The sequence below is a fragment of the Bradyrhizobium sp. UFLA06-24 genome, from assembly GCF_054967145.1.
Genome location: NZ_JADFUE010000002.1, coordinates 132,752 through 154,512, shown reverse-complemented (window position 1 = coordinate 154,512; position 21,761 = coordinate 132,752). Strand labels below are relative to the sequence as shown.

Annotated in this window: 28 protein-coding genes; 10 read left to right on the top strand and 18 right to left on the bottom strand. The window is 63.5% G+C overall.

Going from position 1 to position 21,761, the window contains the following annotated elements:
• Nucleotides 1-145 precede the first annotated feature (145 nt).
• A complete protein-coding gene (locus tag IF809_RS03185; protein ID WP_462836789.1) occupies nucleotides 146-403 on the top strand; it encodes a hypothetical protein in 258 nt (85 codons plus the stop codon).
• A 550-nt stretch (nucleotides 404-953) separates the two neighbouring features.
• Here IF809_RS03185 and IF809_RS03180 read toward each other — a convergent pair.
• From IF809_RS03180 to IF809_RS03155, 6 genes are all read right to left on the bottom strand, one after another.
• Nucleotides 954-1,658, bottom strand: coding sequence for a GrlR family regulatory protein (locus tag IF809_RS03180; protein ID WP_462836886.1), 705 nt, complete (start codon nucleotides 1,656-1,658; stop codon nucleotides 954-956).
• Between the two features lie 267 nt (nucleotides 1,659-1,925).
• A complete protein-coding gene (locus IF809_RS03175; RefSeq protein WP_007609497.1) occupies nucleotides 1,926-2,075 on the bottom strand; it encodes a hypothetical protein in 150 nt (49 codons plus the stop codon).
• Between the two features lie 71 nt (nucleotides 2,076-2,146).
• Nucleotides 2,147-2,614, bottom strand: a complete 468-nt coding sequence (locus IF809_RS03170) for a hypothetical protein (protein WP_462836788.1) — start codon at nucleotides 2,612-2,614, stop codon at nucleotides 2,147-2,149.
• A gap of 87 nt (nucleotides 2,615-2,701) precedes the next feature.
• Complete coding sequence (locus IF809_RS03165; protein WP_462836885.1) at nucleotides 2,702-3,523, bottom strand: tetratricopeptide repeat protein; 822 nt, start codon at nucleotides 3,521-3,523, stop codon at nucleotides 2,702-2,704.
• Between the two features lie 32 nt (nucleotides 3,524-3,555).
• Entirely contained in the window at nucleotides 3,556-4,239 is a 684-nt protein-coding gene (locus IF809_RS03160) for a substrate-binding domain-containing protein (RefSeq protein ID WP_462836787.1), read from the bottom strand.
• A gap of 196 nt (nucleotides 4,240-4,435) precedes the next feature.
• Nucleotides 4,436-5,470 carry a glutamine synthetase beta-grasp domain-containing protein gene (locus tag IF809_RS03155; protein WP_128965902.1) on the bottom strand — a complete coding sequence of 345 codons (1,035 nt, stop codon included), beginning with the start codon at nucleotides 5,468-5,470 and terminating at the stop codon, nucleotides 4,436-4,438.
• A gap of 534 nt (nucleotides 5,471-6,004) precedes the next feature.
• Here IF809_RS03155 and IF809_RS03150 point away from each other — a divergent pair.
• Entirely contained in the window at nucleotides 6,005-6,208 is a 204-nt protein-coding gene (locus IF809_RS03150) for a DUF2735 domain-containing protein (RefSeq protein WP_128965901.1), read from the top strand.
• A gap of 113 nt (nucleotides 6,209-6,321) precedes the next feature.
• On the opposite strand, the gene IF809_RS03145 is transcribed toward IF809_RS03150, so the two are convergent.
• Nucleotides 6,322-6,630: an MliC family protein gene (locus tag IF809_RS03145; protein WP_128965900.1), complete on the bottom strand. Its 309-nt coding sequence runs from the start codon at nucleotides 6,628-6,630 to the stop codon at nucleotides 6,322-6,324.
• An 86-nt stretch (nucleotides 6,631-6,716) separates the two neighbouring features.
• Between IF809_RS03145 and IF809_RS03140 the strand changes: the two genes are divergently transcribed.
• Complete coding sequence (locus IF809_RS03140) at nucleotides 6,717-7,460, top strand: tyrosine-protein phosphatase (RefSeq protein WP_128969315.1); 744 nt, start codon at nucleotides 6,717-6,719, stop codon at nucleotides 7,458-7,460.
• Nucleotides 7,461-7,487: 27 nt separating this feature from the next.
• Nucleotides 7,488-8,168, top strand: a complete 681-nt coding sequence (locus IF809_RS03135; protein ID WP_128969314.1) for an SDR family oxidoreductase — start codon at nucleotides 7,488-7,490, stop codon at nucleotides 8,166-8,168.
• Here the strand turns inward: IF809_RS03135 and IF809_RS03130 are convergent, their stop codons facing one another.
• Nucleotides 8,169-8,516 (bottom strand): GrlR family regulatory protein, encoded by a 348-nt coding sequence (locus IF809_RS03130; protein WP_128965899.1) that lies wholly within the window; start codon nucleotides 8,514-8,516, stop codon nucleotides 8,169-8,171.
• 127 nt (nucleotides 8,517-8,643) lie between these two features.
• Between IF809_RS03130 and IF809_RS03125 the strand changes: the two genes are divergently transcribed.
• Nucleotides 8,644-9,330, top strand: a complete 687-nt coding sequence (locus tag IF809_RS03125; protein ID WP_128965898.1) for a DUF2161 domain-containing phosphodiesterase — start codon at nucleotides 8,644-8,646, stop codon at nucleotides 9,328-9,330.
• Nucleotides 9,331-9,425: 95 nt separating this feature from the next.
• Nucleotides 9,426-9,731 (top strand): hypothetical protein, encoded by a 306-nt coding sequence (locus tag IF809_RS03120; protein WP_015686575.1) that lies wholly within the window; start codon nucleotides 9,426-9,428, stop codon nucleotides 9,729-9,731.
• A 73-nt stretch (nucleotides 9,732-9,804) separates the two neighbouring features.
• On the opposite strand, the gene IF809_RS03115 is transcribed toward IF809_RS03120, so the two are convergent.
• The 7 genes from IF809_RS03115 to IF809_RS03085 form a co-directional block, all read right to left on the bottom strand.
• Nucleotides 9,805-10,410: a GNAT family N-acetyltransferase gene (locus tag IF809_RS03115; protein ID WP_128965897.1), complete on the bottom strand. Its 606-nt coding sequence runs from the start codon at nucleotides 10,408-10,410 to the stop codon at nucleotides 9,805-9,807.
• A 152-nt stretch (nucleotides 10,411-10,562) separates the two neighbouring features.
• The gene (locus IF809_RS03110; RefSeq protein ID WP_128965896.1) at nucleotides 10,563-10,961 is read right to left on the bottom strand and encodes a PaaI family thioesterase; all 399 of its coding nucleotides are present in this window, start codon (nucleotides 10,959-10,961) and stop codon (nucleotides 10,563-10,565) included.
• A 211-nt stretch (nucleotides 10,962-11,172) separates the two neighbouring features.
• Nucleotides 11,173-12,375, bottom strand: coding sequence for a kynureninase (gene kynU, locus IF809_RS03105; protein ID WP_462836786.1), 1,203 nt, complete (start codon nucleotides 12,373-12,375; stop codon nucleotides 11,173-11,175).
• Nucleotides 12,376-12,383: 8 nt separating this feature from the next.
• Nucleotides 12,384-13,223 (bottom strand): tryptophan 2,3-dioxygenase, encoded by an 840-nt coding sequence (gene kynA, locus IF809_RS03100; protein WP_462836785.1) that lies wholly within the window; start codon nucleotides 13,221-13,223, stop codon nucleotides 12,384-12,386.
• 35 nt (nucleotides 13,224-13,258) lie between these two features.
• Nucleotides 13,259-14,068, bottom strand: coding sequence for an alpha/beta hydrolase (locus IF809_RS03095; protein ID WP_462836784.1), 810 nt, complete (start codon nucleotides 14,066-14,068; stop codon nucleotides 13,259-13,261).
• Between the two features lie 244 nt (nucleotides 14,069-14,312).
• Nucleotides 14,313-15,590 carry an ArgE/DapE family deacylase gene (locus IF809_RS03090; protein ID WP_128965891.1) on the bottom strand — a complete coding sequence of 426 codons (1,278 nt, stop codon included), beginning with the start codon at nucleotides 15,588-15,590 and terminating at the stop codon, nucleotides 14,313-14,315.
• Between the two features lie 51 nt (nucleotides 15,591-15,641).
• A complete protein-coding gene (locus IF809_RS03085) occupies nucleotides 15,642-16,367 on the bottom strand; it encodes a pyridoxamine 5'-phosphate oxidase family protein (RefSeq protein WP_453979188.1) in 726 nt (241 codons plus the stop codon).
• A 75-nt stretch (nucleotides 16,368-16,442) separates the two neighbouring features.
• Here IF809_RS03085 and pdxR point away from each other — a divergent pair, with 75 nt between their 5' ends.
• Together pdxR and IF809_RS03075 are read left to right on the top strand one after the other, a co-directional pair.
• Complete coding sequence (pdxR, locus tag IF809_RS03080; RefSeq protein WP_128965889.1) at nucleotides 16,443-17,912, top strand: MocR-like pyridoxine biosynthesis transcription factor PdxR; 1,470 nt, start codon at nucleotides 16,443-16,445, stop codon at nucleotides 17,910-17,912.
• A 69-nt stretch (nucleotides 17,913-17,981) separates the two neighbouring features.
• Nucleotides 17,982-18,239, top strand: coding sequence for a DUF6719 family protein (locus IF809_RS03075; protein ID WP_128965888.1), 258 nt, complete (start codon nucleotides 17,982-17,984; stop codon nucleotides 18,237-18,239).
• Between the two features lie 4 nt (nucleotides 18,240-18,243).
• Here the strand turns inward: IF809_RS03075 and IF809_RS03070 are convergent, their stop codons facing one another.
• Nucleotides 18,244-18,609, bottom strand: coding sequence for a hypothetical protein (locus tag IF809_RS03070; protein ID WP_128965887.1), 366 nt, complete (start codon nucleotides 18,607-18,609; stop codon nucleotides 18,244-18,246).
• Nucleotides 18,610-18,642: 33 nt separating this feature from the next.
• The gene (locus IF809_RS03065; RefSeq protein WP_462836783.1) at nucleotides 18,643-18,978 is read right to left on the bottom strand and encodes a hypothetical protein; all 336 of its coding nucleotides are present in this window, start codon (nucleotides 18,976-18,978) and stop codon (nucleotides 18,643-18,645) included.
• A 22-nt stretch (nucleotides 18,979-19,000) separates the two neighbouring features.
• Between IF809_RS03065 and IF809_RS03060 the strand changes: the two genes are divergently transcribed.
• Nucleotides 19,001-19,390: a hypothetical protein gene (locus IF809_RS03060; protein ID WP_462836782.1), complete on the top strand. Its 390-nt coding sequence runs from the start codon at nucleotides 19,001-19,003 to the stop codon at nucleotides 19,388-19,390.
• Here the strand turns inward: IF809_RS03060 and IF809_RS03055 are convergent.
• The gene (locus IF809_RS03055; RefSeq protein ID WP_128965885.1) at nucleotides 19,380-19,928 is read right to left on the bottom strand and encodes a CreA family protein; all 549 of its coding nucleotides are present in this window, start codon (nucleotides 19,926-19,928) and stop codon (nucleotides 19,380-19,382) included. The two genes, IF809_RS03060 and IF809_RS03055, sit on opposite strands and share 11 nt — an antisense overlap.
• A gap of 209 nt (nucleotides 19,929-20,137) precedes the next feature.
• Between IF809_RS03055 and IF809_RS03050 the strand changes: the two genes are divergently transcribed.
• Nucleotides 20,138-21,739, top strand: coding sequence for a L,D-transpeptidase (locus IF809_RS03050; protein WP_128965884.1), 1,602 nt, complete (start codon nucleotides 20,138-20,140; stop codon nucleotides 21,737-21,739).
• The last annotated feature ends 22 nt before the right edge of the window (nucleotides 21,740-21,761 follow it).

Genomic DNA, 21,761 nt, shown 5'->3' with positions numbered 1-21,761 from the left:
GAAGCGCCCTGCCCCTTCCCTGCCGTGAGAGCACCGCAGGATCAACCGTTTGAGCAGCACTCCGGTGCGAGCGAGCCATGCCAGCGCCCCCTAACTCGGATATGCTGTCGATTGGAATCAGGGAAGCAAGGGGCGCAATTTTTCAATGAGGATGATCATCTTCTCACTCGTCGCTGTTTTGTCGTTCTCGTCTGCACAGGCCGAGATGGTCAAGATACCCTGGCATACCCCGGCGCAATCCTCTCCCTGGATTCCCGGCAACGACTACATCGACGGCTGGTCGAAGAACTTCATGGACGGCACCGTCGAGGAGAAGCTCCTTTCAACACCTTTCAACTTGCAGGTGTATTGGCAGCAATCGAGCCAGAGCATCCACCTTGCTTGTGAGTTTTGTCGAGTTTGACCCGGAGCGGACTTACGATCCCGCCGAGTGAATCGCCACGATGCGCTCATTAAATTGCAAACACTGCTTCCAATCTTTGTCTTCGTGGTATTGCTGGTCGCAAGCGGACTAACCTTTATCGTAACCCGCACCCATGTGGGTATTCGGTTTAGGCCGTTCGGTATGGAAGCGTGGCATCTATGCGTTCCCATAAAGGACATCGAGAGTGTACGAGCAGCAGCATACGGTGCTCGCTATGGTAGCGTGTACCTAAGCCGACGAGCGGCGCGAGCGCCGGCGTCTGTCGATTTCCTTGCGGCGCAAGCTCCTCGTACGGTCTGGCTGTCCGTGCCTTGGAGCTGGCCGCCACTGATCGGATTTTATGGTTTCAGGAACTATGCCAGATGGTGGATCTCATCTCGGAGCTAAACTCACAACAACTGAACCGTGCCACGTCACGCTGACTTCGGTCGTAGGGCAGCCTTTGGCCCGGAGCTGAAGAGTGGACGTCTCGGCTTCACGTCGCCTTCCAATAGCAAAGCGGACACAACAAACTCATAGCCCGCCGCCCCTACGCCCGCCGCATCAGCTTCAGCGATGCCGCCAGCCGCAGGCTGCGCTTGCCGGCGAGCGCGATGCCTTCGAGCTCGCCGCTGTCTTCCGTGCAGGTGCCGGAGAAGCCGATCCCCACCTCGATGCCGCCGAACACGGGATTGTCGCCTCTCGCCGGCGTGTGCTCCTGGTTGAGCATCTCGCCCTTCCAGCGACCGTCCGCTGAGGAATAGGCGCCGAGATAGTAGAAGAACGCATCGCCACCGAGGATGCGGCCGTCGATCAACAGCATCACGCCGGAGAGTGAGGCCTCGACGCCGTCGAGCGCGCGCAGCTGCATCGCATAGAGCCCGTTGGCGATGCTGCCTTGCCCTATCGCGCCGCGTGGCGGCAGCGCCTCGTCGTCGAGCGGCGCGAGATTGGCCCAGAACACGCCGTCCGGTATCGCGTCCGCCCTGCCCTCCAGCAGGATCGTCGATCCCTCGGTGCGACCGCGCACCTTGATCGAGGTGACGTCGGCCCCCATCAACGGCCGATAGTTGGGATCGTCATTGTGGCGCTCGGTAATGACCTGGGCTTCGATGGCGCCCTCCGTGACGCGATAGGTGCCAAGATGCGCGAACGCGGAATTGCCGCCGAGCATCTTGCCGTCGTGCAGGCACATGATGCTGCGGCCGAACGCGCCGTTGATGCCGTATTCAACTCGGTAGAGTCCGTCGAGCAAAGTCATGAACCCGCAAATTCAAAGAGAAGAACAGGCCACATAGCACCGTCGCCGCATCAAGACCATCCGGCTTATCCGCGCAGAGGCGCTTACGGAGCCGACGGTGCGATCATGTCAGCATGCACCTGTTTTGCCCGACGGGTCAAGTCAATTTCGAAAAATCCGCAATAGCGGGTCGGCCGCCCTCGCCGCTTTGAATTTCAACCACTTGGCTACTGTGCATGGGGTTGTTTTCGGCGTGTCGGCTTGGCCGACATGCGCCAGACATTAATGCCGCTTGAAGTACTGTACCTCGCGCTCGTGCTTCTCTGCCGCCGCGCGGCTCTTGAACGTGCCGAGATTGCGGCGCTTGCCGGTCTTGGGATTCACCTTGCGCGAATAGAGCCGGTATTCGCCGGATGCGAGCTTGCGGATCATGGTTGCGCCTCCTGTCGTGCCTTGCAGGTCAACCCGCTTCCCACGCGGCGCGTTCCGTCAGGGTTTGGCGGTCAAGGCTTGGCCTGCGGCGCGAACTGCTGGTTGGCGAACGGCTGCGGATCGGCGGGAACCTTCATCACGACGAAGCTGCGCCCCATCGAGCGGTGGCATGAATTGCAGCCCTCGGTCAGATCGCCCATGGCTTTCGCGAATCTGCGGCCGTCCTTCGCCGTGATGGCGTCGGACGTCGCTTGCAGCGATGGCTCCAACGTCGTGACGTTGCTGATGGGGATGCCCGAATAGAGCAAGGCGGCCTCGACCAGGCTCGCCTTGAGCTGGCGCAGCTCGTAGGCGGCGAGCTCCCAGTTCTGCGCCTTGCCGGCTAGAGACAGCTTCTGATGGCGCGTCTGCGCGGCGGTCATGATGTCACCGAGCCGCGGCACGTACTGGTCCGCCGAGGGCGATTTGAGATCCTGCGCCGCCACCGCCGTGGCTGCTCCCAGGCCGGCCAACACGATCATCCAATGCCGCAGTGTCATCGCACGTCTCCATTCCAATGGAGACGCAATCTAGGCCGGCCGGGCCGTGCCACCTTGCGCTCGATCAAGCCCGGCCTCGCAGGTGCGCTAGAAACACAGAGTGGTGACGAGCTTGCCCTGCTTGTCCTTGATCGCGTAGGGGCAGCGCAGCCGTTCCAGCGCCTTCTTGGCGTCCTCGTCGCCGAGCGCAGCAGCGCGCTCGTAATAGGCCTTGGCTGCGTCCTTGTCCTTCGGGCCGCCGCGGCCTTCTTCCGCGAAGGCGCCCATCCGCTCCAGCGCGCCGGGATGGTTTTGCGCGGCCGCCTTCTCGAACAGCGCGCGCGCCGCAACGTCGTCCTTCTCGCCGCCATTGCCATTGGAAAGCATCAGGCCGAGCTGGTACTGCGCTTCCGCGTTGGTCTCGGCGGCCTTGCCGAGCAGCGCGCGCGCCTGCGCGGGATCGGCGGGCGCGCCGCCGCCGGCGCTGCCGATTGCCGCAAGGTTGGAGACGCCACGAGGATTGCCCGCCTGCGCCGCCTTCTCGAACAATTTGCGCGCCTGCGCCTCGTTCTGGGCGACGCCTGAGCCGGTGCCGTAGGCGACGCCGAGCTCGACCATCGCCGCACTCGAGCCCTTGTCCGCCGCCTTGCGCCAGGCCGCGATCGCCTCCGCCGTCTGCCGGTTGGCCGCATAGGCGCGGCCGAGCGCGAACATCGCGCGGCGCGAGGATGATGCCGCCTGCCTGCAGAATTTGATCGCGGTCGCGATGTCGGAGGCTGCGATGTCAGGCACGCCCTTCACGTCGGCCGGCTTGTCGGGATCGCTCGGGTCCGCGGCGACACGGTCGCACAGGACGAGATCGGCCGATTGCGCATGCGCGGCAACCGGCAAGGTGAGCGCGAGGAAAATGGCACAGAGGAAAGTCCGCATGGACATGACGTTGCTTCCGCGTCCCGGCGATTTCAAGGCTCGAGTCCCGATTGCCGCAGCACGGGCACGACTTCGGCGGATGCCAGATAGCGCAACAGCCGGTCGGCGGCGTCGGCCTGCTTCGCATTCACCATGCGACCCGCGGAGAACACGGCCGCCGTCTGCAAGTCGTGCGGCACCGGGCCGATCACCTCGATGCCATCAACCTGCTTCAGCTCGCTGATCTGCTGCACGGCGAGGTCAGCCTCGCCGCTGACGAGCCGCTCTGCGGTAAAGCCTTGCTCGACGATGGTGGCCTTGGCGTTGATCTCATCAGCAATGCCCATCCGTACGATCAGCTGGGCGAAGTACACCCCGCTCGCACCGAGCCGCGAATAGGCGACCGATCGCGCCGCAAGCAGCGTCTGGCGCAGTGCAGCCTGAGTTGCGATGTCGGGATGCGGTGCGCCTTTCCGCACGGCAAGTCCGACATAGGAGCGCGCGAGGTCCGCTGCGGTATCTGCGATTACGCGGCCCTCGCCGATCACTGCATCGAGCCCCTCGCGCGTGAGGATCACGAGATCGGCGGCCTCGCCCGCGCGCAGCCGCTTGAGCAGCGCCAGAGTTGGCGCGAAGTCGGCATCGACGTGAATGCCTGTTGCGGCCTCGAAGGCGGCGGACAGGCTGCGCATCGCGCCCATCAGGCCGAGCGTCGAGAGCATGCGAACTTTTTCCATGGGCGATGTCCCCTTGCGATCAGGCGCGATGCATCACTTTGAGCGTGGCGGTCAAGCGCGGGTTGCGCTTGCCAGCCAGCACGGTTGCTTCCGGCACGGCCGCTGCCATCCAGATGCAAAAATCCGCCGGAGCCTTGCAGCTCCGGCGGATTTGAAAGCCAACCCGGGCCAGCCCCCAGCCCGGGCCGGGAGGATCTTAGGCCGCGGCCTTCTTGTCGGTCGGCACGGACGCGATCGTCTTCAGGATCTGCGAAGCGATCTGGTATGGGTCGCCCTGCGAGTTCGGACGACGGTCTTCCAGATAGCCCTTGTAGCCGTTGTTGACGAAGGAGTGCGGAACGCGGATCGAGGCACCGCGATCAGCCACGCCATAGCTGAACTTGTTCCACGGAGCGGTCTCGTGCTTGCCGGTCAGACGCTTGTCATTGTCCGGGCCGTAGACGGCGATGTGGTCCATCAGGTTCTTGTCGAAGGCGGCCATCAGCGCCTCGAAGTACTCCTTACCACCAACGTTGCGCATGTACTCGGTGGAGAAGTTGGCGTGCATGCCCGAGCCGTTCCAGTCGGTGTCGCCGAGCGGCTTGCAGTGGAACTCGATGTCGATGCCGTACTTCTCGGTGAGGCGCAGCATCAGATAGCGGGCCATCCACATCTGATCGGCAGCGGTCTTGGAGCCCTTGCCGAAGATCTGGAATTCCCACTGGCCCTTCGCGACTTCCGCGTTGATGCCTTCATGGTTGATGCCGGCAGCGAGGCACAGGTCGAGATGCTCTTCGACGATCTTGCGGGCGACGTCGCCGACGAACTTGTAGCCGACGCCGGTGTAGTACGGGCCCTGCGGCGCCGGATAGCCATACTCGGGGAAGCCGAGCGGACGGCCGTCCTTGTAGAAGAAGTATTCCTGCTCGAAGCCGAACCAGGCGCCGGCATCGTCGAGGATGGTGGCGCGCTTGTTGGATGGATGCGGGGTCTTGCCATCGGGCATCATGACTTCGCACATCACGAGCACGCCGTTGGTGCGGGCGCCGTCCGGGAACACAGCAACCGGCTTCAGCACGCAATCCGAGCTGTGGCCTTCGGCCTGCTGCGTGGAGGAGCCATCGAAGCCCCAGAGCGGAAGCTGCTCGAGCGTCGGGAACGACGCGAATTCCTTGATCTGAGTTTTGCCGCGCAAATTCGGAGTCGGCGTATATCCGTCGAGCCAGATGTACTCGAGCTTATACTTGGTCATTGAGCCTCTCTGTAGATGATGCGAAAGGTGGGGTTGAGAGCCCCGCACGTTTGTACCCGGCCATCATCGGCCGGCGCTTTATAAGCATTTTGCGTGCCAAAAAGCCGCAGTGCGGGAGGTTTTCCACCGCCGCCGGGTCCGGCCGGCAGCCAAGGAAACCTCCAAAAGGACATGCGTCATAGCCGCGCACCTTCCCGTGAGGCTGCACCGCAAAATCCCGCGGAAATCGCCTGATTCCGGAGCAGGCAGGCTCCTCCCGGAGGTTGCCGATGAAACGCGCAGCAACGTCCGGCAACTTTCGCAAAGCACCCCGCCCCTGCCTAGCAACCTTTGGAATGGCCGAGACGTTGGTCATCGGCGGCGTGCCCAAAGGGATGCAGAAGGCCTCCTGCCCAAAAAATAGGCGGAAACTGATTTCCTTTTCAGCACTTTCCAATCCGGCAGGCCCGACCGATATGGGGACTCCAGTAACCACATCCGAACGAGTCGGGCGCACCATGGAGGCCAAGGCGCTTCGACCAAGGAGCAATCGCAATGATGTACAATGGTCTAAGTCAAGGATCGGCAACGATCTACCAATTCCCCGTCGGCGGCCGCGCGGCTCTCGGCGGACGTCGCTACGGTGAGACCCGCCTCGCTGCCGATCATGCTTCGCTCCCTGCGAATGCCTCGATCTGCAGCGATAGCTGGTACCATCAGGATGCGGTCGACGAAGCAAAGCCGAAATGGGATCGCTGATGCCAGTCCGGTTTAAGGCCGCCGCGCTTTTGCAAGGGCCCGCCGGAAGTTTGAAAAAGGGTCGAAACAACGACGTTTCGATCCTTTTTGATTCCTCGACCTCGTTGCGATGATCAAATCACGCTGCAGGCCGTGACCGGCCGCTTCAGATGCTTGACCGTGGTGGCCCCGCTCTTGCCGATAACGAGAGTAATTCCCGCCCCCGAATAGCGCGTGCCTGAGACCGTCAGCCGTTTGGCGAGCGTCACCGGCCCGCCGTCGATCTGGAGGAAGGCGCGGTTGTCGTAGTCATAAAATCCCACGATGAACTGCGTACCATCAGCACAATGGTAGTTCCGGAATGTCTGCGCATCGGCCTGCCGTGCACCGGTCATCCCAGCCAGCATTGCGATCCCCAAAAGAATGGCCTTGTGCCCGTCCATGCTCGCCCCCTGTAATAGACTTGAAGGATGCCCTCCGTGCGTCTAGCGGAACCATAACCCAAGCTGAGCCCATGCAAGACTCTTCCCTGAACGACTCCCCTGCCCGCCACCTCGCTCTGCAAGGCGCCAGCAACTTTCGCGATCTCGGCGGCTACGTCACACATGACGGCCGTACCACGCGCTGGCGCCACATCTTCCGCTCCAACCATCTCGGCCAGCTCACCGCGGCGGACGTCGAGATCGTCCGCGCGCTCGGCGTCCGAAGCGCATTCGACTTCCGCGGGGTCGAGGAGCGTGCGACCGGCATCTGCGCCGTGAGCGAGATCACCGTGTATTCGCTGCCGATCGAGCCGACGGTTATTGCCGCGCTGCGCGCCGAACTCGCCAGGGGCGCGCTGACCGGACCGGTCGCGCTCGAGCTCATGCGCGAGTCCTACCGCAACTACGTCCGCCACAACACGCACAGCTTTCGCGCGCTGTTCGGCCATCTCCTGGAAGACCGCGCGCCGCTCGTGATTCACTGCACCGCCGGCAAGGACCGCACCGGTTTTGCCAGCGCCCTGATCCTGCATGCGCTGGGCGTACCCGATGACGTGATTGCGGAAGATTATCTGCTGACCAACAGCCACTACAAGCGCGACGTCTCGAGCGTCTCCGATCTGCCCGCCGACGTGCTCGACGCCATCGGCTCGGTCGAGGCATCGTTTCTCGATGCCGCCTTTGATGCCGTCAGCCGCGACTATGGCGATGTCGAAACCTATTTGCGCGATGGCCTCAAGCTTGGGCCGGCGGAGCGCTCCGCGCTAAGGGAACGTTATCTGCAATCGTAGGCGGTCGCGCCGCTCAGGAGATCGATGATGCAAGGCAAGGTTCTGATCGTGACCGGTGCGCTCGGCGCGCTCGGCAAGGTGGTCTCCGACGCCGCGCTGGCGCGTGGCGCGCGCATCGCCGGCATCGATCACGCCCCCTCTCAAACGCCGGCGACGGCCGAGCGGATCGAGATCGGAGGCGTCGACCTGTCCGCTGCGGTGCAAGCCAAGACGGCGGTCGAGGCCGCCGTGAAGCATTTCGGCAGGCTCGATGCCGTGGTCAACATCGCCGGCGGCTTTGCCTTCGAGACCATTGCTGACGGCGACATCACGACGTGGCAGCGCATGCACGCGCTGAACGTACTGACCGCCCTCAACACCGCGCACGCGGCATTGCCGCATCTTGCTGCGTCGAAGGCAGGCCGCATCGTCAATATCGGCGCGATGGGCGCGCTCCAGGCCGGGTCCGGCATGGGTCCTTACGCGGCATCGAAAGCCGGCGTGCACCGTCTCACCGAGGCGCTCGCCAACGAGTGGAAGGGCAAGGTCACCGTCAACGCCGTGCTGCCGTCGATCATCGACACCAAGGCCAACCGCGCCGACATGCCGAAAGCCGACTTCTCCAAATGGGTGACGCCGCAGGAGCTCGCCGAGGTCATCCTGTTCCTCGTCAGCGACGCCGCGAGCGGCGTCACCGGTGCGCTGATTCCGGTGAGCGGACGGGTGTGATCAATCCGGCACAAGCAGGCGCAAATTGCCCTTGAAGCGGATGCTCTGCTTGCCGGCGAGCGCAATGCCCTCGCCATAGGCGGTCTCATCGGTGTAGGTGCCGCTGAAGCCGATGGTCACGACCTTGCGGCCCCACACCGGGCGCTCGTCGAACGAGGGCGAATGCTCCTCATTGGTCAGCTCGCCCTTCCACTTGCCATCGGCGGACGTGTAGCTGCCGTGGGCGAAGAAAAAGGAATCGCCGCCGCGCATGGTGCCATCGCGCAGCACCATGACACCCTGATTGCCGCCCTGGACGCTATCCAGGAACTCAATCCGGATATGATAAAGCCCGTTCCTGATCGTCATCGCCGCAAGCGCCCTGTTCCCCACGCGGAGATATAGCTGGCTTGGCCGCGTGCGGGCAAATGCGATCAGCCCCGAGTCCAATCCGGGCTAGACTGCCCGCAACTGATTCTCCGATCGGACACTCGCCGTGGAAACCGCTCTCTATCTCCCCGTCAAACGATTCCTCGAAGGCCTCGGCTTCGACGTGAAGGGCGAGATTCGTGGCTGCGATCTCGTCGGCCTGAGCGCCGGCGATCCACCCGTGGTCGTCATCGGCGAGCTCAAGCTCGCCTTCAATCTCGAACTGATCCTGCAAGCGGTCGATCGCGCGCCGGCGGGCGACGAGATCTGGATCGCGGCAAAAATATCGGCGCGCGGCAAGGGACGCGAGAGCGATGCGCGATATCGCAATCTCTGCCGCCGACTCGGCTTCGGTATGCTCGGCGTAACCGACAACGGCCAGGTCGAGGTGCTGGTGAAGCCGCCAACGGCCGCTCCCCGCCGCGAGCCGAAAACGCGCTCGCGGCTCGTGGCCGAGCATCAGCGCCGCCAAGGCGATCCCGTGCTCGGCGGCAGCACCCGCGCACCGATCATGACGGCCTACCGGCAGCAGGCGCTGGCCTGCGCATCAGAACTCGCCGCCGGTCCGCGGCGCGTGCGCGATTTGCGCCAACGCTGTCCCGACGCCGGCAAGATCTTGCTTAACAATGTGTATGGCTGGTTCGCGCGTGCCGACCGGGGCATCTACGGGCTGACCGAGGCGGGACATGCGGCGCTGAAGCGTTGGCCGCAGCAACGGGGTGAGGCCGGTGGAGGTGCCGCGTCACCGCCATGACACCTGACCGGTGCATAGCTGAGATGCCACACCAATTTCATATTGCAATGCAACATTTGGAGCACTAGGTATCCCGGCATCAAAACGAGGCCGTTATGAGCGCAGACTGGAATACCAAATATGGCACGCGGCGGGTCCGCCATGATCCGCCCACCCTGGACGAGGCGATCTTCGCCGCCGTCGGCATCACCGACGACCAGGAGCAGCAGGCCGAGATCGCTGCCGCGCTGATGGGGATGCCGCTCGACGTCGTTCAGGCCGAGGTCAAGAAGCAGGCTCGCACCAACAGCCGCATCACTGCCACGCGCGTGATCGCCGGCGAACAGGGTGCGCAGCGCTCGGTCGTGGTCGAACGCCGTGTCGTCCGCCGCTTCGGCAACGACAAGCGCACCGGAACCTGAACACTCATTCCTTTGGATCAACAAAATGCGGACCGGCCTCGCGCCGGTCCGCTTTTTGATTCAGTCTTTGGGATCAAGCCGCGCGATTGCCGTACATGCTGGAGATCAACTTCCAGCAGGTGGAGTTGAAGCTGAGAAGCGCGCGACCAGCCTTGAACGGCGCGGCGGCGAGATCGGCAAGCTCGTCCTCGGCGGTCTTGGTAAGATCGATTGTGCCGGTGGATTCGCCATGGCGGAATTGCAGATGGGCGCCAAACTTCCTGGCGAGCGCGCGCATGGCATGATTCTCCGCGCCCGTGGTGATGCGCAGGCTCTTGTAGCCCTTCCAGCGTGCTTCGGCGATCAGGCGGCTGAACAGCACCGTGCCGACGTTCTGACGCCGCGAGGAGGCCTCTACGCTAAAAGCTACTTCGGGCAGCGAATCGCCCTCCGGCGGATGCAGCTCAGCCGCACCGCGGACCACGCCGTCGACGATGTAGGCGACGATCACAGTGCCGTCCTCGGCGCAGCGGGCTGCGTAACGCTCGATGAAACTATCGTCGAGAAACCCGTTGAAACGATCATGCCGGCTTTCGGCATCTAGTCTGAGCAGGTGATCGCGCAGCAGCGGCAATTCTTCCTGCTGGATCAGGGTCCGCACATAGCCCGGGGCGGTGCGGACGGTGTCTTCAAGTACCACGTCAAAACTCCTCTTGGTGTCCCTCGAGGAGGCGTTCGAATCCCTAGGCCTCCAATATTGTGCGTCGCAGCAAGAATTTCAAGATGGGAACCCGCTCAAGTTTGAGGCAGCGCAGACGACTAATTCGTTAACAAAATCAAGGGCCCGTAGTCTTACAGGACCAGCTGCGTCTGGGTCACCATAGCGACCAGCTTGCCGTCCTCGGTCTCAAGCCGGGTGGTCCAGACCTGGGTTCGGCGGCCGCGGTGGACCGGGGTGGCGGTCGCGATGACGGTGTTTCCCTCCTTGGCCGCACCGATGAAATTGGTTTTGCTCTCGAGCGTAGTCGTGCCCTTGGCGTCCTCCGGCAGGTTGATCACGGTCGCCGCAGCTCCGACGGAATCCGCAAGCGCCATCACCGCGCCGCCGTGGATGGTGTGATTGAGGGTGCAGAGATCGGGCCTGACCCTCATCCGCGCGACGACGCGGTCCTTCCCGGCCTCGATGAACTCGACGCCCTTGAGCTCGGCGAACGGCATCTTCATCGCTTTAAGTTTCTCGAGCGGCGTCATCAGATGTCCTCCCAATTCCTTGTTGGCCCAGCGTGAATGGCTTCGCGCGGCAAAGCAATGATGTCCGAGATAATGGTTACCGTGAATTGGGCGCCCTGCACTCCACCCGTCATTGCGAGCGAAGCGAAGCAATCCAGAGTCCTCCGCAGAGAGACTCTAGATTGCTTCGTCGCAACAGCTCCTCGCAATGACGGCTGGATAGGCCGCCTGCTCACGTCACCGCATTCACAATCTGATATTCCGGCCGGCGCCATACCTCGCCCACGATCACCTCCTCGATGATCTCGGCGGCACGAACAATCTCGCTTTCACCGATATACAGCGGCGTGATTCCGAACCTCATGATATCAGGCGCGCGGAAATCGCCGATCACGCCGCGGGCGATGAGCGCCTGCATGGCGGCGTAACCGCCCTCGAAGGCGAAGGAGACCTGGGAGCCGCGACGTTCGTGCGCACGCGGGGTCACCAGCCTCAACGACCGGCAACGACGCTCAACCTCCGCAATCAGCAGATCGCCAAGCGCCAGCGAGCGGGTGCGGACTTCATTGATGTCGACGCGATCCCAGATATCGAGCGATGCCTCCAGCGCTGCCATCGCCAGCACCGGCGGCGTGCCGACGCGCATGCGCTCGACGCCGCCGGCGGCCGCATAGGCAAGCTCGAAGGCGAAGGGCTTTGCATGGCCCATCCATCCGGACAATGCAGCGCGCGCGTCGTCGGCATGGCGCGGTGAGACGTAGAGGAAGGCCGGCGCGCCCGGGCCGGCGTTGAGATATTTGTAGGTGCAGCCGGCGGCGAAATCGACGCCACAGCCGGCGAGATCAACCGATAGCGCGCCGGCCGAATGGGCGAGATCCCAAACTGTGACGATGCCGAGCGCATGGGCCTTCCCAGTCAACTTCGCCATGTCGTGGCGGCGGCCGGTGCGGTAGTCGACCTGGGTGACGTAGAGCACCGCAATCTCTTCCGACAGCGCGGACTCGATCTCCTCCGGCGCCACTAGGCGCAATTGATGCCCGCGCCCGAGCGTCGCGATCAGGCCCTCGGCCATGTAAAGGTCGGTTGGGAAATTGCCGGTGTCGGACAAAACGACCTTGCGCGAGGCGTTCATATCGAGCGCTGCGGCGAGCGCCTGATAGACCTTGAGCGACAGCGTGTCGCCGACCATCACGGAGCCGGGTTCGGCGCCGATCAGGCGCGCGATGCGATCGCCGACGTGGCGCGGCTGGGCATACCAGCCCGCACTGTTCCAGGCGCGGATCAGTTCGTTGCCCCACTCGGTCGTGATGACACGGCCAACCCGCTCGGCAACGCCCAGCGGCAGCGCGCCGAGCGAATTGCCGTCGAGATAGATCACCCCCTCGGGGAGATGAAATAGCGCTTTGGTGTCGTCGTAGACGCGATATCTGGTCATGAGCAATTCTACAGAATGGTACGGACGCGCCAGAGTTCGGGGAACAGCTCGACCTCCAGCATGTGCTTGAGGTAGCTGACACCGCCGGTCCCGCCGGTGCCGCGCTTGAAGCCAATGACGCGTTCAACCGTCGTCACGTGGTTGAAGCGCCAGCGCCGGAAGTAATCTTCGAAATCGACCAGCTTCTCGGCGAGCTCGTACAGCATCCAGTGCGTCTCCGGCGCCTCGTAGACGATCCGCCAGGCTTGCAGCACGCCTTCACTGAAGCTGTGGGTCTCGCGGACGTCGCGCGCCAGCACCGCCGCCGGCATCGTCAGCCCGTGGCGATCGGCGAGCCGCAGCACCTCGTCATAGAGACTCGGGGTCGCGAGCTCGGCTTCGAGCAGCCTGGTCGTTTCCACGTCGTGCGCGTGCGGCTTCAGCATGGCGTGATTGCGGTTGCCGAGCAGATATTCAATCAGCCGGTATTGACGCGACTGAAATCCGGAAGATTGACCGAGCTGGGAGCGGAAGCGCGTATATTCGCTCGGCGTCATCGTGCGCAGCACGTCCCAGGCATTATTGAGCTGCTCGAAGATGCGCGACATGCGCGCCAGCATTTTCATCGCGGGCTGCACCTCGTCTTTGGCAATGGCGCGCCGCGCGGCGCTGAGCTCGTGGATGGCAAGGCGCATCCAGAGTTCGGTGGTCTGATGCTGGATGATGAACAGCATCTCGTCATGCGCTTCCGACAATGGATGCTGCGCGCCGAGAATCGCATCGAGTGCCAAATAGTCGCCATAGGACATGCGCCGGGAAAAATCGGTCTCGGCGCCTTCGCTGGTGGGATCGTAATCGCTGGACGTCATAGCAGTCCCTCCCGATCGATCATCCCTGCCCCGGCTCAATCGAGGCCGATCAGGCGCGCAGTGATCGGCGACGACGGATCCTTCAGCCCGTCGATCACGGTGAAATGGTTGAGGCCGGGATCGACGACGAGGCGCGTGGGCACATCAAAACCGGTCCAGACATTAGCCAGCAGATCGGACTGGCGGATGAATTCCGGCCGCTCGCTGCCGCCGACCCAGGCGGTGACCGGCGAATGCCCGCGCGGCAGATGCAAGGCCGCGCTTTCGAGGCTCGCCTCCTCCATGGTCATCCGCAGCGTCTCATTCATCTTCGTCTTGAGCAGCGGTCGCAGATCGTGCAGACCGCTGATCGAAAGCGTACCCGCAATGCGGTTGAATACGGAAGGTTCGAGCCCGCTGTCGTCGCACAGCATGCGCGTGACGAGATGACCGCCGGCGGAATGCCCGGCGAGCCGGATCGGTCCCGCGACAAGCGAGGCCGCTTTCGCGATCGCGGATGATATTTCCGCGGTGATATCAGGGATGCGTGCAGCCGGCGTCAGCGTGTAACTCGGCAAGCAAACCGTCCATCCGTGGCGACGCGCGCCTTCGGCGATATCCGTCCAGGTCGATTTGTCGAAGCGCATCCAGTAGCCCCCGTGCACGAACACGACGAGGCCCTTGCTGTCGCCCTCGGGCAGCACGAGATCGAAGCGTTGACGCTCCCCGGAGCCGTAGGCGATGTCCGCACGAAACCCCTTCAGAGCGGCACGGTAGGCCGCCGCCCGCTCCGCCCATTGCGCCGGCATCTTGTCCGAGCCCGGGATATGGGCCGAATTGGCGTAAGCATCATCCCAATCGCGCATGGTGACTCCCGAGGACTCGTCTGGCGAACCGGGCGGCAGTCTGCCACCGCCGAGGGTGGCATCCTAGCCTTTCTTTTAAGCTTAAAGCATCTGGATGCCATGTTTCAGGCGGCGGTAGCTCCAACCGGGCTTTTTAGGGTGGGCAAAGCGAAGCGTGCCCACGATTTTGGCCATGTCGGAGAAAAAGGCTGGGCACGGCGCAAGAGCGCCTTTGCCCCTCCTACAGCACCGCTCGAAGCAGCCGCTACATCTTCTCCACCCCGCACCATTCCGCGATGAACAGCGCCATTGCCTTGGTAGTCTTCTTCAGCGACTCCAGATCGACGAACTCGTTGAAGCCGTGCATCTCGCCGCCGCTGGCGCCGAAGCACAGGCTGGGAATGCCGTGGTTGAGACCGTAGAAGCGGGTGTCGGTGAGCGCGGTGAAGACCAGATCCTCGACCGCGCCGCCATAGACCTTGTTGAAAGCCTTGCCGAATGCAGCTTCCGGCGCGGCGGCGTCGGTCAGTTCATAACCTTCCGACAGGAAGCCAGACCACTGGACCTCGGGCGGATTGTTGGCGAGGAAGCGGTGGTCGCGCGAGGCGGCTGCAACGCAGGCCAAAATCTCCTTCTGGTGATCGGCGACGGACCAGCCCGGCAGGATGGCGATACGGCAGTCGACGTCGCACCAGGCCGGCACGCTGGAGGCCCAGTCGCCGCCCTTGATGATGCCGGGGTTGAAGTTGATGGGATGGTTGAGCGTCTTGAAGTGACGGTCGGCCTTGGCACGCTCGTTCCACTCGATCTCGAGTTTCTGCAACGCGTGAACGAGATGATAAGCCGCCATGATCGCATTGGAGCCCGAGCCGGCAAACGCGACATGGGTCGGATGGCCCTTCACGCGCAGCCGAAACCAGATCACGCCGACCTGCGAGCGCACCATCTTGCCGGAGGTCGGCTCGGGGATGAAGCAGGCATCGGCACGATAGCCGCGCTGGAGTGTCGAGAGCGCGCCGACACCGGTGCTCTCCTCCTCGATCACCGACTGGAAGTGAATCCGCGCGGTCGGCTTGAGGCCAGCGGCCTTGATCGCATCAACTGCATAGAGCGCACCAATGGTGCCCGACTTCATGTCGCAGGCGCCGCGGCCGAACATCTTTCCGTCCTTGATGACGGGCGAGAATGGCGGCGTGTCCCACAATTCCAGGGGACCTGCCGGCACCACGTCGCAGTGGCCCTGGAGGATCAGCGATTTGCCGGCTTCAGTCGCCGGACGATAGGTGCCGACCACAGTGCGCGCCTTGGAGAAATCATGCTCGATCGGCCCAAAGCCGCGCAGCTCCCTCAAATCGTCAACATTGATGTGCCAGTCGTCGACCTCGTAACCGCGCGCGCGCAGGAGGTCGCCGATCATGTCCTGGCAGGGTCCCTCGGCGCCACGGGTCGAGGGAATCGCGACGAAATCGCGGGTGGTCGCAAGCTGGGCTTCGAAGCCGGCGTCGACGGCGTCAAGAATCCTCTGTTGCGTATCGGCATTCATCAGGCAACTCCGGCATCCAAATGATCAAGGGTGCCCGCAAGCTAGCCGATTTCAGCCGTTCGGGTACTCCACAAAATAAGCATCCCGCAATGCATCTTCGAGCAGTCGGCCCTCCGAGTAGCCATTCAGCGTCGCCGGCCGGCTTACGCCCTCGAGCAGCCGCGGACACGGCTCCGGCGCGCCGAGGACGGTGCGGACCGGAATGCGCTCCGCGTAAATCGGCAACTCGTAATCCTCATCGTCGTCGGCGACACCCTTGGCGCGGATTTTTGCGGAGGCCTCCTCGATCTCCATCGCGATGAACGAGGTCGCCTTGATTTCCTGGGTGTTGCTCGCCCGCAGGGTGGCTGTGCGAGCCGGGAAGAAGCGATCGACCATCGCGATCACCGCGCGTTCTTTCTCCGCGGGGTCGGTAACGAGGTAGGCAGTGCCGAACGCCATCACCGCGCGGTAGTCGGCGGAGTGGTTGAAGCCGCAGCGCGCCAGCACGAGGCTGTCGAGATGAGCAACAGTCAGGCAGACGCGCTCACCTTTGGTCTGGTTACGCAGCATGCGGCTCGCGCTGGAGCCGTGCCAATAGAGCCTGGTCCCCTCGCGCCAGAAGAAGGTCGGCGTGCAATAGGGCTGGCCGTCGATGACGTAGGAGACGTGGCACAGCATCGAGGAATCCAGGATGCGGTGAACGGTGGCGTGATCGTAGAAGCCCCGGTCGTGCCGGCGCTTGACCTGGTTGCGCGCTGAGGTCGGATAGACAGTTTGGTTTTCGGTCTGGCTCACGGCCGCTCCTGTCGGGATTGGAAGAAGTCCACAGCAGTTGTAGCGGTGCATTTGGTCTGCGATAGTGCCAATTCCATGCAAAAAATTCCGACCAATTCCACCTCGCCGGCCAAAGCCGAATTGCCGCTGGATTTCACCGGGCCGCACATCACTGCCGGCGCCTCCTCGGCGCATCGGCTGTACCAGGCGCTATGCGAGGTGATTGTTTCCGGCCTCGTCAAGTCAGGCGAGCCGCTGCCGCCGTCGCGCATCCTGGCCAAGCAGACCGGCTTCCGGCGTAACGCCGTCGTCACGGCCTATGAACGTCTGATCGCTGACGGATTTGCGGAGGCCACCGTCGGCTCCGGCACCTTCGTGGCCGCGCAGATTCCGGCACGCGCCACCGCACCGAAGAAGCCGAAGGTCATTATCGAAGCGCCCAGGCAGGGCGCGCTCGCGCTCGGCTGCACTCATATCGATGAGCGCGCGGTGCAGCGCTTTCGCGCATTCGTTGGCCGGCGCATGCGCGCGTTCGGCGCCGAGCATCTGCACTACGGCGACCCGCGCGGCAGTCGCGAGTTGCGGGTCGCCATCGCCGATCATTTGTTGTCAGCGCGGGGACTGCGCTGCGACCCCGACCACATCATGCTCACGTCGGGCACGCTGCACACGCTGCGCATCGTGCTCGGCGCGATCCTGAAGGCTAACGATCAGATCTGGTGTGAGGATCCCGGCTATCCCGTCGCGCGCAGGACCATCGCGCAATGCGGCTATCGCACCGTGCCCACTCCAGTCGACCGGCATGGCCTGCAAGTCGCTCTGGGCCGCGCCGCCGCACCATCGGCGCGCGCGGCCTATGTGACCCCATCGCACCAATTCCCGCTCGGCGTGCAGATGTCGATGTCGCGCCGGCTGGAGCTGCTCGATTGGGCAAAGCAGGCCGGCGCCTTCGTGTTCGAGGATGACTACGATAGCGAGTTTCGCTATGACGGCGCGCCGCTGATGTCGCTGGCAGGCATCGATCGCCTCCAGCGCGTGATCTATATGGGCACGTTTGCCAAGACGCTGTTTCCAGGCCTGCGCATCGGCTATTGCGCCCTGCCCGAGCGCCTCATCGGCGACGTCACGGCCGCGCGTGCTGCGCTGGACCGCTTTCCCGGCACGTTGATGGAAGGCGCAGTCGCCGACATGCTCAATGCCGGCGCCTTTGCAGCGAATTTGAAGCGCGTGCGAAAGCTCTATCGTGAGGCGCGCGATGCGCTGGCAGAGACGCTGGAAGCGGCGTCGGATGGCGCGCTGTCGGTTCCGATGCCGTCACAGGGCTTGCACCTCGTGGCGCAATTCGATCCGTCGGTTGCACCTTCCGTCGCGGCTGAGGCGAAACAGGCCGCAGGCGCGGAAGGCTGGCTGCTTGCCGAGACCTATGCGCGGGCGCGGCCGCTGCCCGGTTTCGTGCTGGGATTTTCGGGGCACCCGGTTCCGCGCCTGGTCGCCGCCGCGGAACGGCTGGCGCGCGCGTCGCGGACCGCCTTGCGCAGCAGGGGCAGATCCGCCCGGCGGGCGTGACGAAGGTTGACTATCAGAATCGCTGGTCGGTCCCTAACATCGCGACAATCGACTCCGGGAATCTTCGTCATGTCACATGTCACGTCATTCGGCCGCGCAACCTGCCTGGCGCTCCTGCTCTTCTCCGCGCTTGCGCCGGCGGCCGACGCAACGACGGTCGGACGCGAACAGGATATCGTCGACCTCAAGCTCGGCCAGCGTGTGCAGGTGGATGACGGTACCTGCCCGGCCGGACAGATCAAGGAAGTGCGCGGTTCGAAGATGACCGATCAGGGCGTCGTGCGAACGGCCACCTGCGTGGCGCGGTTCGGCCCCAAGTCGAGGTGACGGCTTAAGACTTTGCCGGGTCGAACATGCACTGCAAGGTCGGCTTGGCGATCTTGGTGAAGGTCGCGCCGATTTCGCTTTGCTTGGCCGCGGGCACCCAATCGGTCTCGATCGTGGGCACACCGGTCTCGCTGATGCCGCGCAGCAGCGCCTCGCGCAGGTCGCGATCTTCGACCACGGCCGCGGCATGATCATGAAGACAGCCACAGACCTCTTCCGGGTGCTCCCAGCGCCCGAGCATGCGCGGCGCGCATTGCCGCACGAATTCGCTACGGGGGTCCGGCAATCGACTCGGTGAGCGGACCTGCGCCTGAACGGAGTTGATCGCCAGAACGGACAGGAACGCTGCGGCGCAGAAACGAAGATGCATGATGGCCTAGCCGGCTGATTTTCTTGTTGGTGATCAGAAGTGCGCCGCGAGGACGATGGGCTGCGGCCCGGCGGTCGTGACCGGTGAGCCGCTGTACTGGAAGGTCCCAATACCGGGCAGATCCCCGTCCGGCGCACCGGCGAGCGAGGAACCGGCGAGCACGAAGCTGAAAGCAAGGATGAAGCTGAGCGCGCGCATGGATGGGCCTCCGAATCGCGTGGCCGACGGTGTGCCGTCGTCGTTGTGACGCTGATAACCATCAGCAGTTTCTCCCGTGATGCGTACAAAGCCCAAAATGGTTTCGTTCCCCGTGAGAATTGTTTCGTCAGCCGCGACACGACGAAACAATTCCGGGAAAACATCAATCATATCAGATGGAGCGCCAGACCAATTGCACTCGCTCGAGAACAACCTTTCAGGCCAGTTGAAGCAGCGCCGTCACATCCCCGACGTCGGCGCTTCACATGCATTTTACGGTTTTCTGCTGAAGAGAACCGCAAACGCCGGCCAGAATCGACTGGGCGAAACCGACAGGCTCGCCATCGATCGGGCACAGATTCGAGGGACGGCCATCATGACGGCGCAAGATCGCGCAACGGTGCGCGACGCGGCGCAGCCTGCGGACCGCAACGATCGACAGATCAGGCACCGCACCGCCTCGCCCGGCGCGATGGCGCTGCAATCGGGGCGCGGCTACGAGGCTGCGCCGCAGGCGTTGGTGCGGCTGAGCGGCTCACATCTCGTGAAACCGCGCATCAGCCGCGATCCAGTCACTGAGTAAAGAAGTCACCGCACTTCTGGACATTCGCGTCAGCCGGCCCCCAGGGCATGATCGGCACCGTCGAGGTCGAGTTCTTCGGTGACCCCTCGATCAGCTTGTCCGAATAGACCATATAGACCAGCACATTGCGCTTGGCGTCGCAGCCGCGCACGATCTGCATCTTCTTGAAGAAAATCGAGCGGCGCTTGCGGAACATGTCATCGCCCTGCTCCATCTTGTCCTTGAACTTGATTGGACCGATCTGACGGCAGGCGAGCGAGATGTCCGAGACTTCTTCGGCAAGACCCAGCCAGCCCTTGAAGCCGCCCTTCTCCGGCACCGTGAAATGACAGGCCACACCCTCGACCTCGGGATCGTCGAGCCCATAAGTCGCGAGCTTGTCATTCGGGCTCATCCATTTGAAAACCGTGGAGCGCCGAAAGATCAGATCGGGCTCATCGGCGGCCGAAGCGGAAGCCACAGGGACGACCAGAGCCAGGAGGAATAAAGCAAGGCCTTTCAAGCGGATGCTGGAAAGACCGGGGAAACGAGATGACATGAAGTTCTCCGGTAACAAGTCCTGGCAATGTAGGCATGAGGTGGCAGATCAGGAAGGTGACGAAAAGCAGGCCGCGGCTGCCGTTTACCGCTCCGTGAGGCTTTTTTGCTACGTCTTGAACAAAAGTAGCTGATGGCAGAACCGCCATGGTGGTGAACGCGTATCCCCTCTGCGACACTAACGTCTGATTTGGATTGTGGATTCGAGGAATGAATAGCGTGAACGGGTCCCGTTTTGCTGCCGCGCCGGCACGGCTGTGGCAGGTGGCAATTTTGGCTGCAGCAGGCGCGATGGGGACGGCGAGCCAGGCGGAAGCCGCCTTCTATTATTGGTCGGATTATTCCGACGGATCCTATGGACGCCAGGAGCGGTATCCCGAGGAGCCGCGACAGAAACCCCAAAAGCGCGGCCCGGCGGCCGCCAGGAACAAGAAAGAGGCTGTCGTCGAGAAGGAGACCGGCGCCAAGCCGCAAGGTCCGCTCGTGATCGTGGTCTCGATCGACCGTCAAAAGGTGACGATCTACGATGCCAACGGAGTGTTCGCGGAATCGCCGGTGTCGACCGGCATGAAGGGCCACTCGACGCCGATGGGCGTGTTCAGCGTCATCCAGAAGCACAAATTCCACCACTCCAACATTTATAGCGGCGCGCCGATGCCGTACATGCAGCGGATCACCTGGTCCGGCGTCGCCATGCATGCCGGCGTGCTGCCGGGCTATCCCGCCTCGCACGGCTGCATTCGCATGCCGATGGCATTCGCGGTGAAGATGTGGAACTGGACCAAGATGGGCGCACGCGTGATCGTTGCGCCCGGCCAGATGACGCCGCAGAGCTTCTCGCATCCGATGCTCGCCTCGCTGCGCGTCCCGCCGCAGCCGGCTGCCAGCCTCGAGCCGACGACCAGCGTCGGCGAGAAGGCGGACAAGGGCGCGCCCGAGACCAAGGCCCCCGACGCCAAGCCGGTCGAGACCAAATCTCTTGGGACCAAGACCGCCAGCGCCGACGGCGAGCTGGAGCTGCGCTCCACCGTCGGCCATACCGTGATGTCGGACGTGACCACCGGCAATGCGCCGGTCCACGAGGAAGCGGCCACGACGGACGAGGTGACCAAGGCCACTGACACGGCGAGCACCGAAGCGAAGCCGGAATCGACCGATGCGCCGAAGGCCGACGCACCGAAGGCGGACGCCGTTTCAGAGCCTGCCAAATCCGAACCAGTCAAGGCTGACACGGCGACCGAGACGAAACCCGACGCGACGGCAACAGCCCCGGCGCAAGCGGCTTCGCCGGACGCGAAGAAAGACCAGACCCGTGTCGCCGATCCCGCACCGTCCGTGAAGCCGGATCTACCGAAGCGGAGCGGCCAGATCGCCGTGTTCATCAGCCGCAAGGATTCCAAGCTCTACGTCCGGCAGAACTTTGCGCCGCTGTTCGACGTGCCCGTGACGATCGCAGCGAGCGACCGGCCGCTCGGCACCCACGTCTTCACCGCCGAGGTCGACAAGGCCGATCCCAATGCGCTGCACTGGTCGGTGGTGTCACTGCCCGTCTCGGTTCGCGCCGCCGCGCGCGACGAGGATGGCCACGTCGTGCGCCGCCAGCGCGGCGCCGCCGTGATCCCCGTTGCCGCAAAGCCGGTGATCACGCCGGACAGCCCCGCCGAGGCACTGGATCGCATCACCATCCCGGCCGACGCCATGGCCAAGATCAACGAGATGCTCACGTCAGGCGGCTCGGTCATCGTCTCCGATCAGGGTATCAACCAGGGCGAGACCGGCGAAGGCACCGATTTCATCGTCCGCCTCTACTGAACTCATCACGGCGTCAGATAAC

What these genes read in the sequence shown, in the direction of transcription:
- IF809_RS03185 (WP_462836789.1), top strand. Translation starts at nt 146, where the DNA reads ATGAGGATGATCATCTTCTCACTCGTCGCTGTTTTGTCGTTCTCGTCT.
- IF809_RS03175 (WP_007609497.1), bottom strand. Translation starts at nt 2,075, where the DNA reads ATGATCCGCAAGCTCGCATCCGGCGAATACCGGCTCTATTCGCGCAAG.
- IF809_RS03170 (WP_462836788.1), bottom strand. Translation starts at nt 2,614, where the DNA reads ATGACACTGCGGCATTGGATGATCGTGTTGGCCGGCCTGGGAGCAGCC.
- IF809_RS03165 (WP_462836885.1), bottom strand. Translation starts at nt 3,523, where the DNA reads ATGCGGACTTTCCTCTGTGCCATTTTCCTCGCGCTCACCTTGCCGGTT.
- IF809_RS03160 (WP_462836787.1), bottom strand. Translation starts at nt 4,239, where the DNA reads ATGGAAAAAGTTCGCATGCTCTCGACGCTCGGCCTGATGGGCGCGATG.
- IF809_RS03155 (WP_128965902.1), bottom strand. Translation starts at nt 5,470, where the DNA reads ATGACCAAGTATAAGCTCGAGTACATCTGGCTCGACGGATATACGCCG.
- IF809_RS03150 (WP_128965901.1), top strand. Translation starts at nt 6,005, where the DNA reads ATGATGTACAATGGTCTAAGTCAAGGATCGGCAACGATCTACCAATTC.
- IF809_RS03145 (WP_128965900.1), bottom strand. Translation starts at nt 6,630, where the DNA reads ATGGACGGGCACAAGGCCATTCTTTTGGGGATCGCAATGCTGGCTGGG.
- IF809_RS03135 (WP_128969314.1), top strand. Translation starts at nt 7,488, where the DNA reads ATGCAAGGCAAGGTTCTGATCGTGACCGGTGCGCTCGGCGCGCTCGGC.
- IF809_RS03130 (WP_128965899.1), bottom strand. Translation starts at nt 8,516, where the DNA reads ATGACGATCAGGAACGGGCTTTATCATATCCGGATTGAGTTCCTGGAT.
- IF809_RS03120 (WP_015686575.1), top strand. Translation starts at nt 9,426, where the DNA reads ATGAGCGCAGACTGGAATACCAAATATGGCACGCGGCGGGTCCGCCAT.
- IF809_RS03110 (WP_128965896.1), bottom strand. Translation starts at nt 10,961, where the DNA reads ATGACGCCGCTCGAGAAACTTAAAGCGATGAAGATGCCGTTCGCCGAG.
- kynU (WP_462836786.1), bottom strand. Translation starts at nt 12,375, where the DNA reads ATGACCAGATATCGCGTCTACGACGACACCAAAGCGCTATTTCATCTC.
- kynA (WP_462836785.1), bottom strand. Translation starts at nt 13,223, where the DNA reads ATGACGTCCAGCGATTACGATCCCACCAGCGAAGGCGCCGAGACCGAT.
- IF809_RS03095 (WP_462836784.1), bottom strand. Translation starts at nt 14,068, where the DNA reads ATGCGCGATTGGGATGATGCTTACGCCAATTCGGCCCATATCCCGGGC.
- IF809_RS03090 (WP_128965891.1), bottom strand. Translation starts at nt 15,590, where the DNA reads ATGAATGCCGATACGCAACAGAGGATTCTTGACGCCGTCGACGCCGGC.
- pdxR (WP_128965889.1), top strand. Translation starts at nt 16,443, where the DNA reads ATGCAAAAAATTCCGACCAATTCCACCTCGCCGGCCAAAGCCGAATTG.
- IF809_RS03075 (WP_128965888.1), top strand. Translation starts at nt 17,982, where the DNA reads ATGTCACATGTCACGTCATTCGGCCGCGCAACCTGCCTGGCGCTCCTG.
- IF809_RS03070 (WP_128965887.1), bottom strand. Translation starts at nt 18,609, where the DNA reads ATGCATCTTCGTTTCTGCGCCGCAGCGTTCCTGTCCGTTCTGGCGATC.
- IF809_RS03065 (WP_462836783.1), bottom strand. Translation starts at nt 18,978, where the DNA reads ATGATTGATGTTTTCCCGGAATTGTTTCGTCGTGTCGCGGCTGACGAA.
- IF809_RS03055 (WP_128965885.1), bottom strand. Translation starts at nt 19,928, where the DNA reads ATGTCATCTCGTTTCCCCGGTCTTTCCAGCATCCGCTTGAAAGGCCTT.
- IF809_RS03050 (WP_128965884.1), top strand. Translation starts at nt 20,138, where the DNA reads ATGAATAGCGTGAACGGGTCCCGTTTTGCTGCCGCGCCGGCACGGCTG.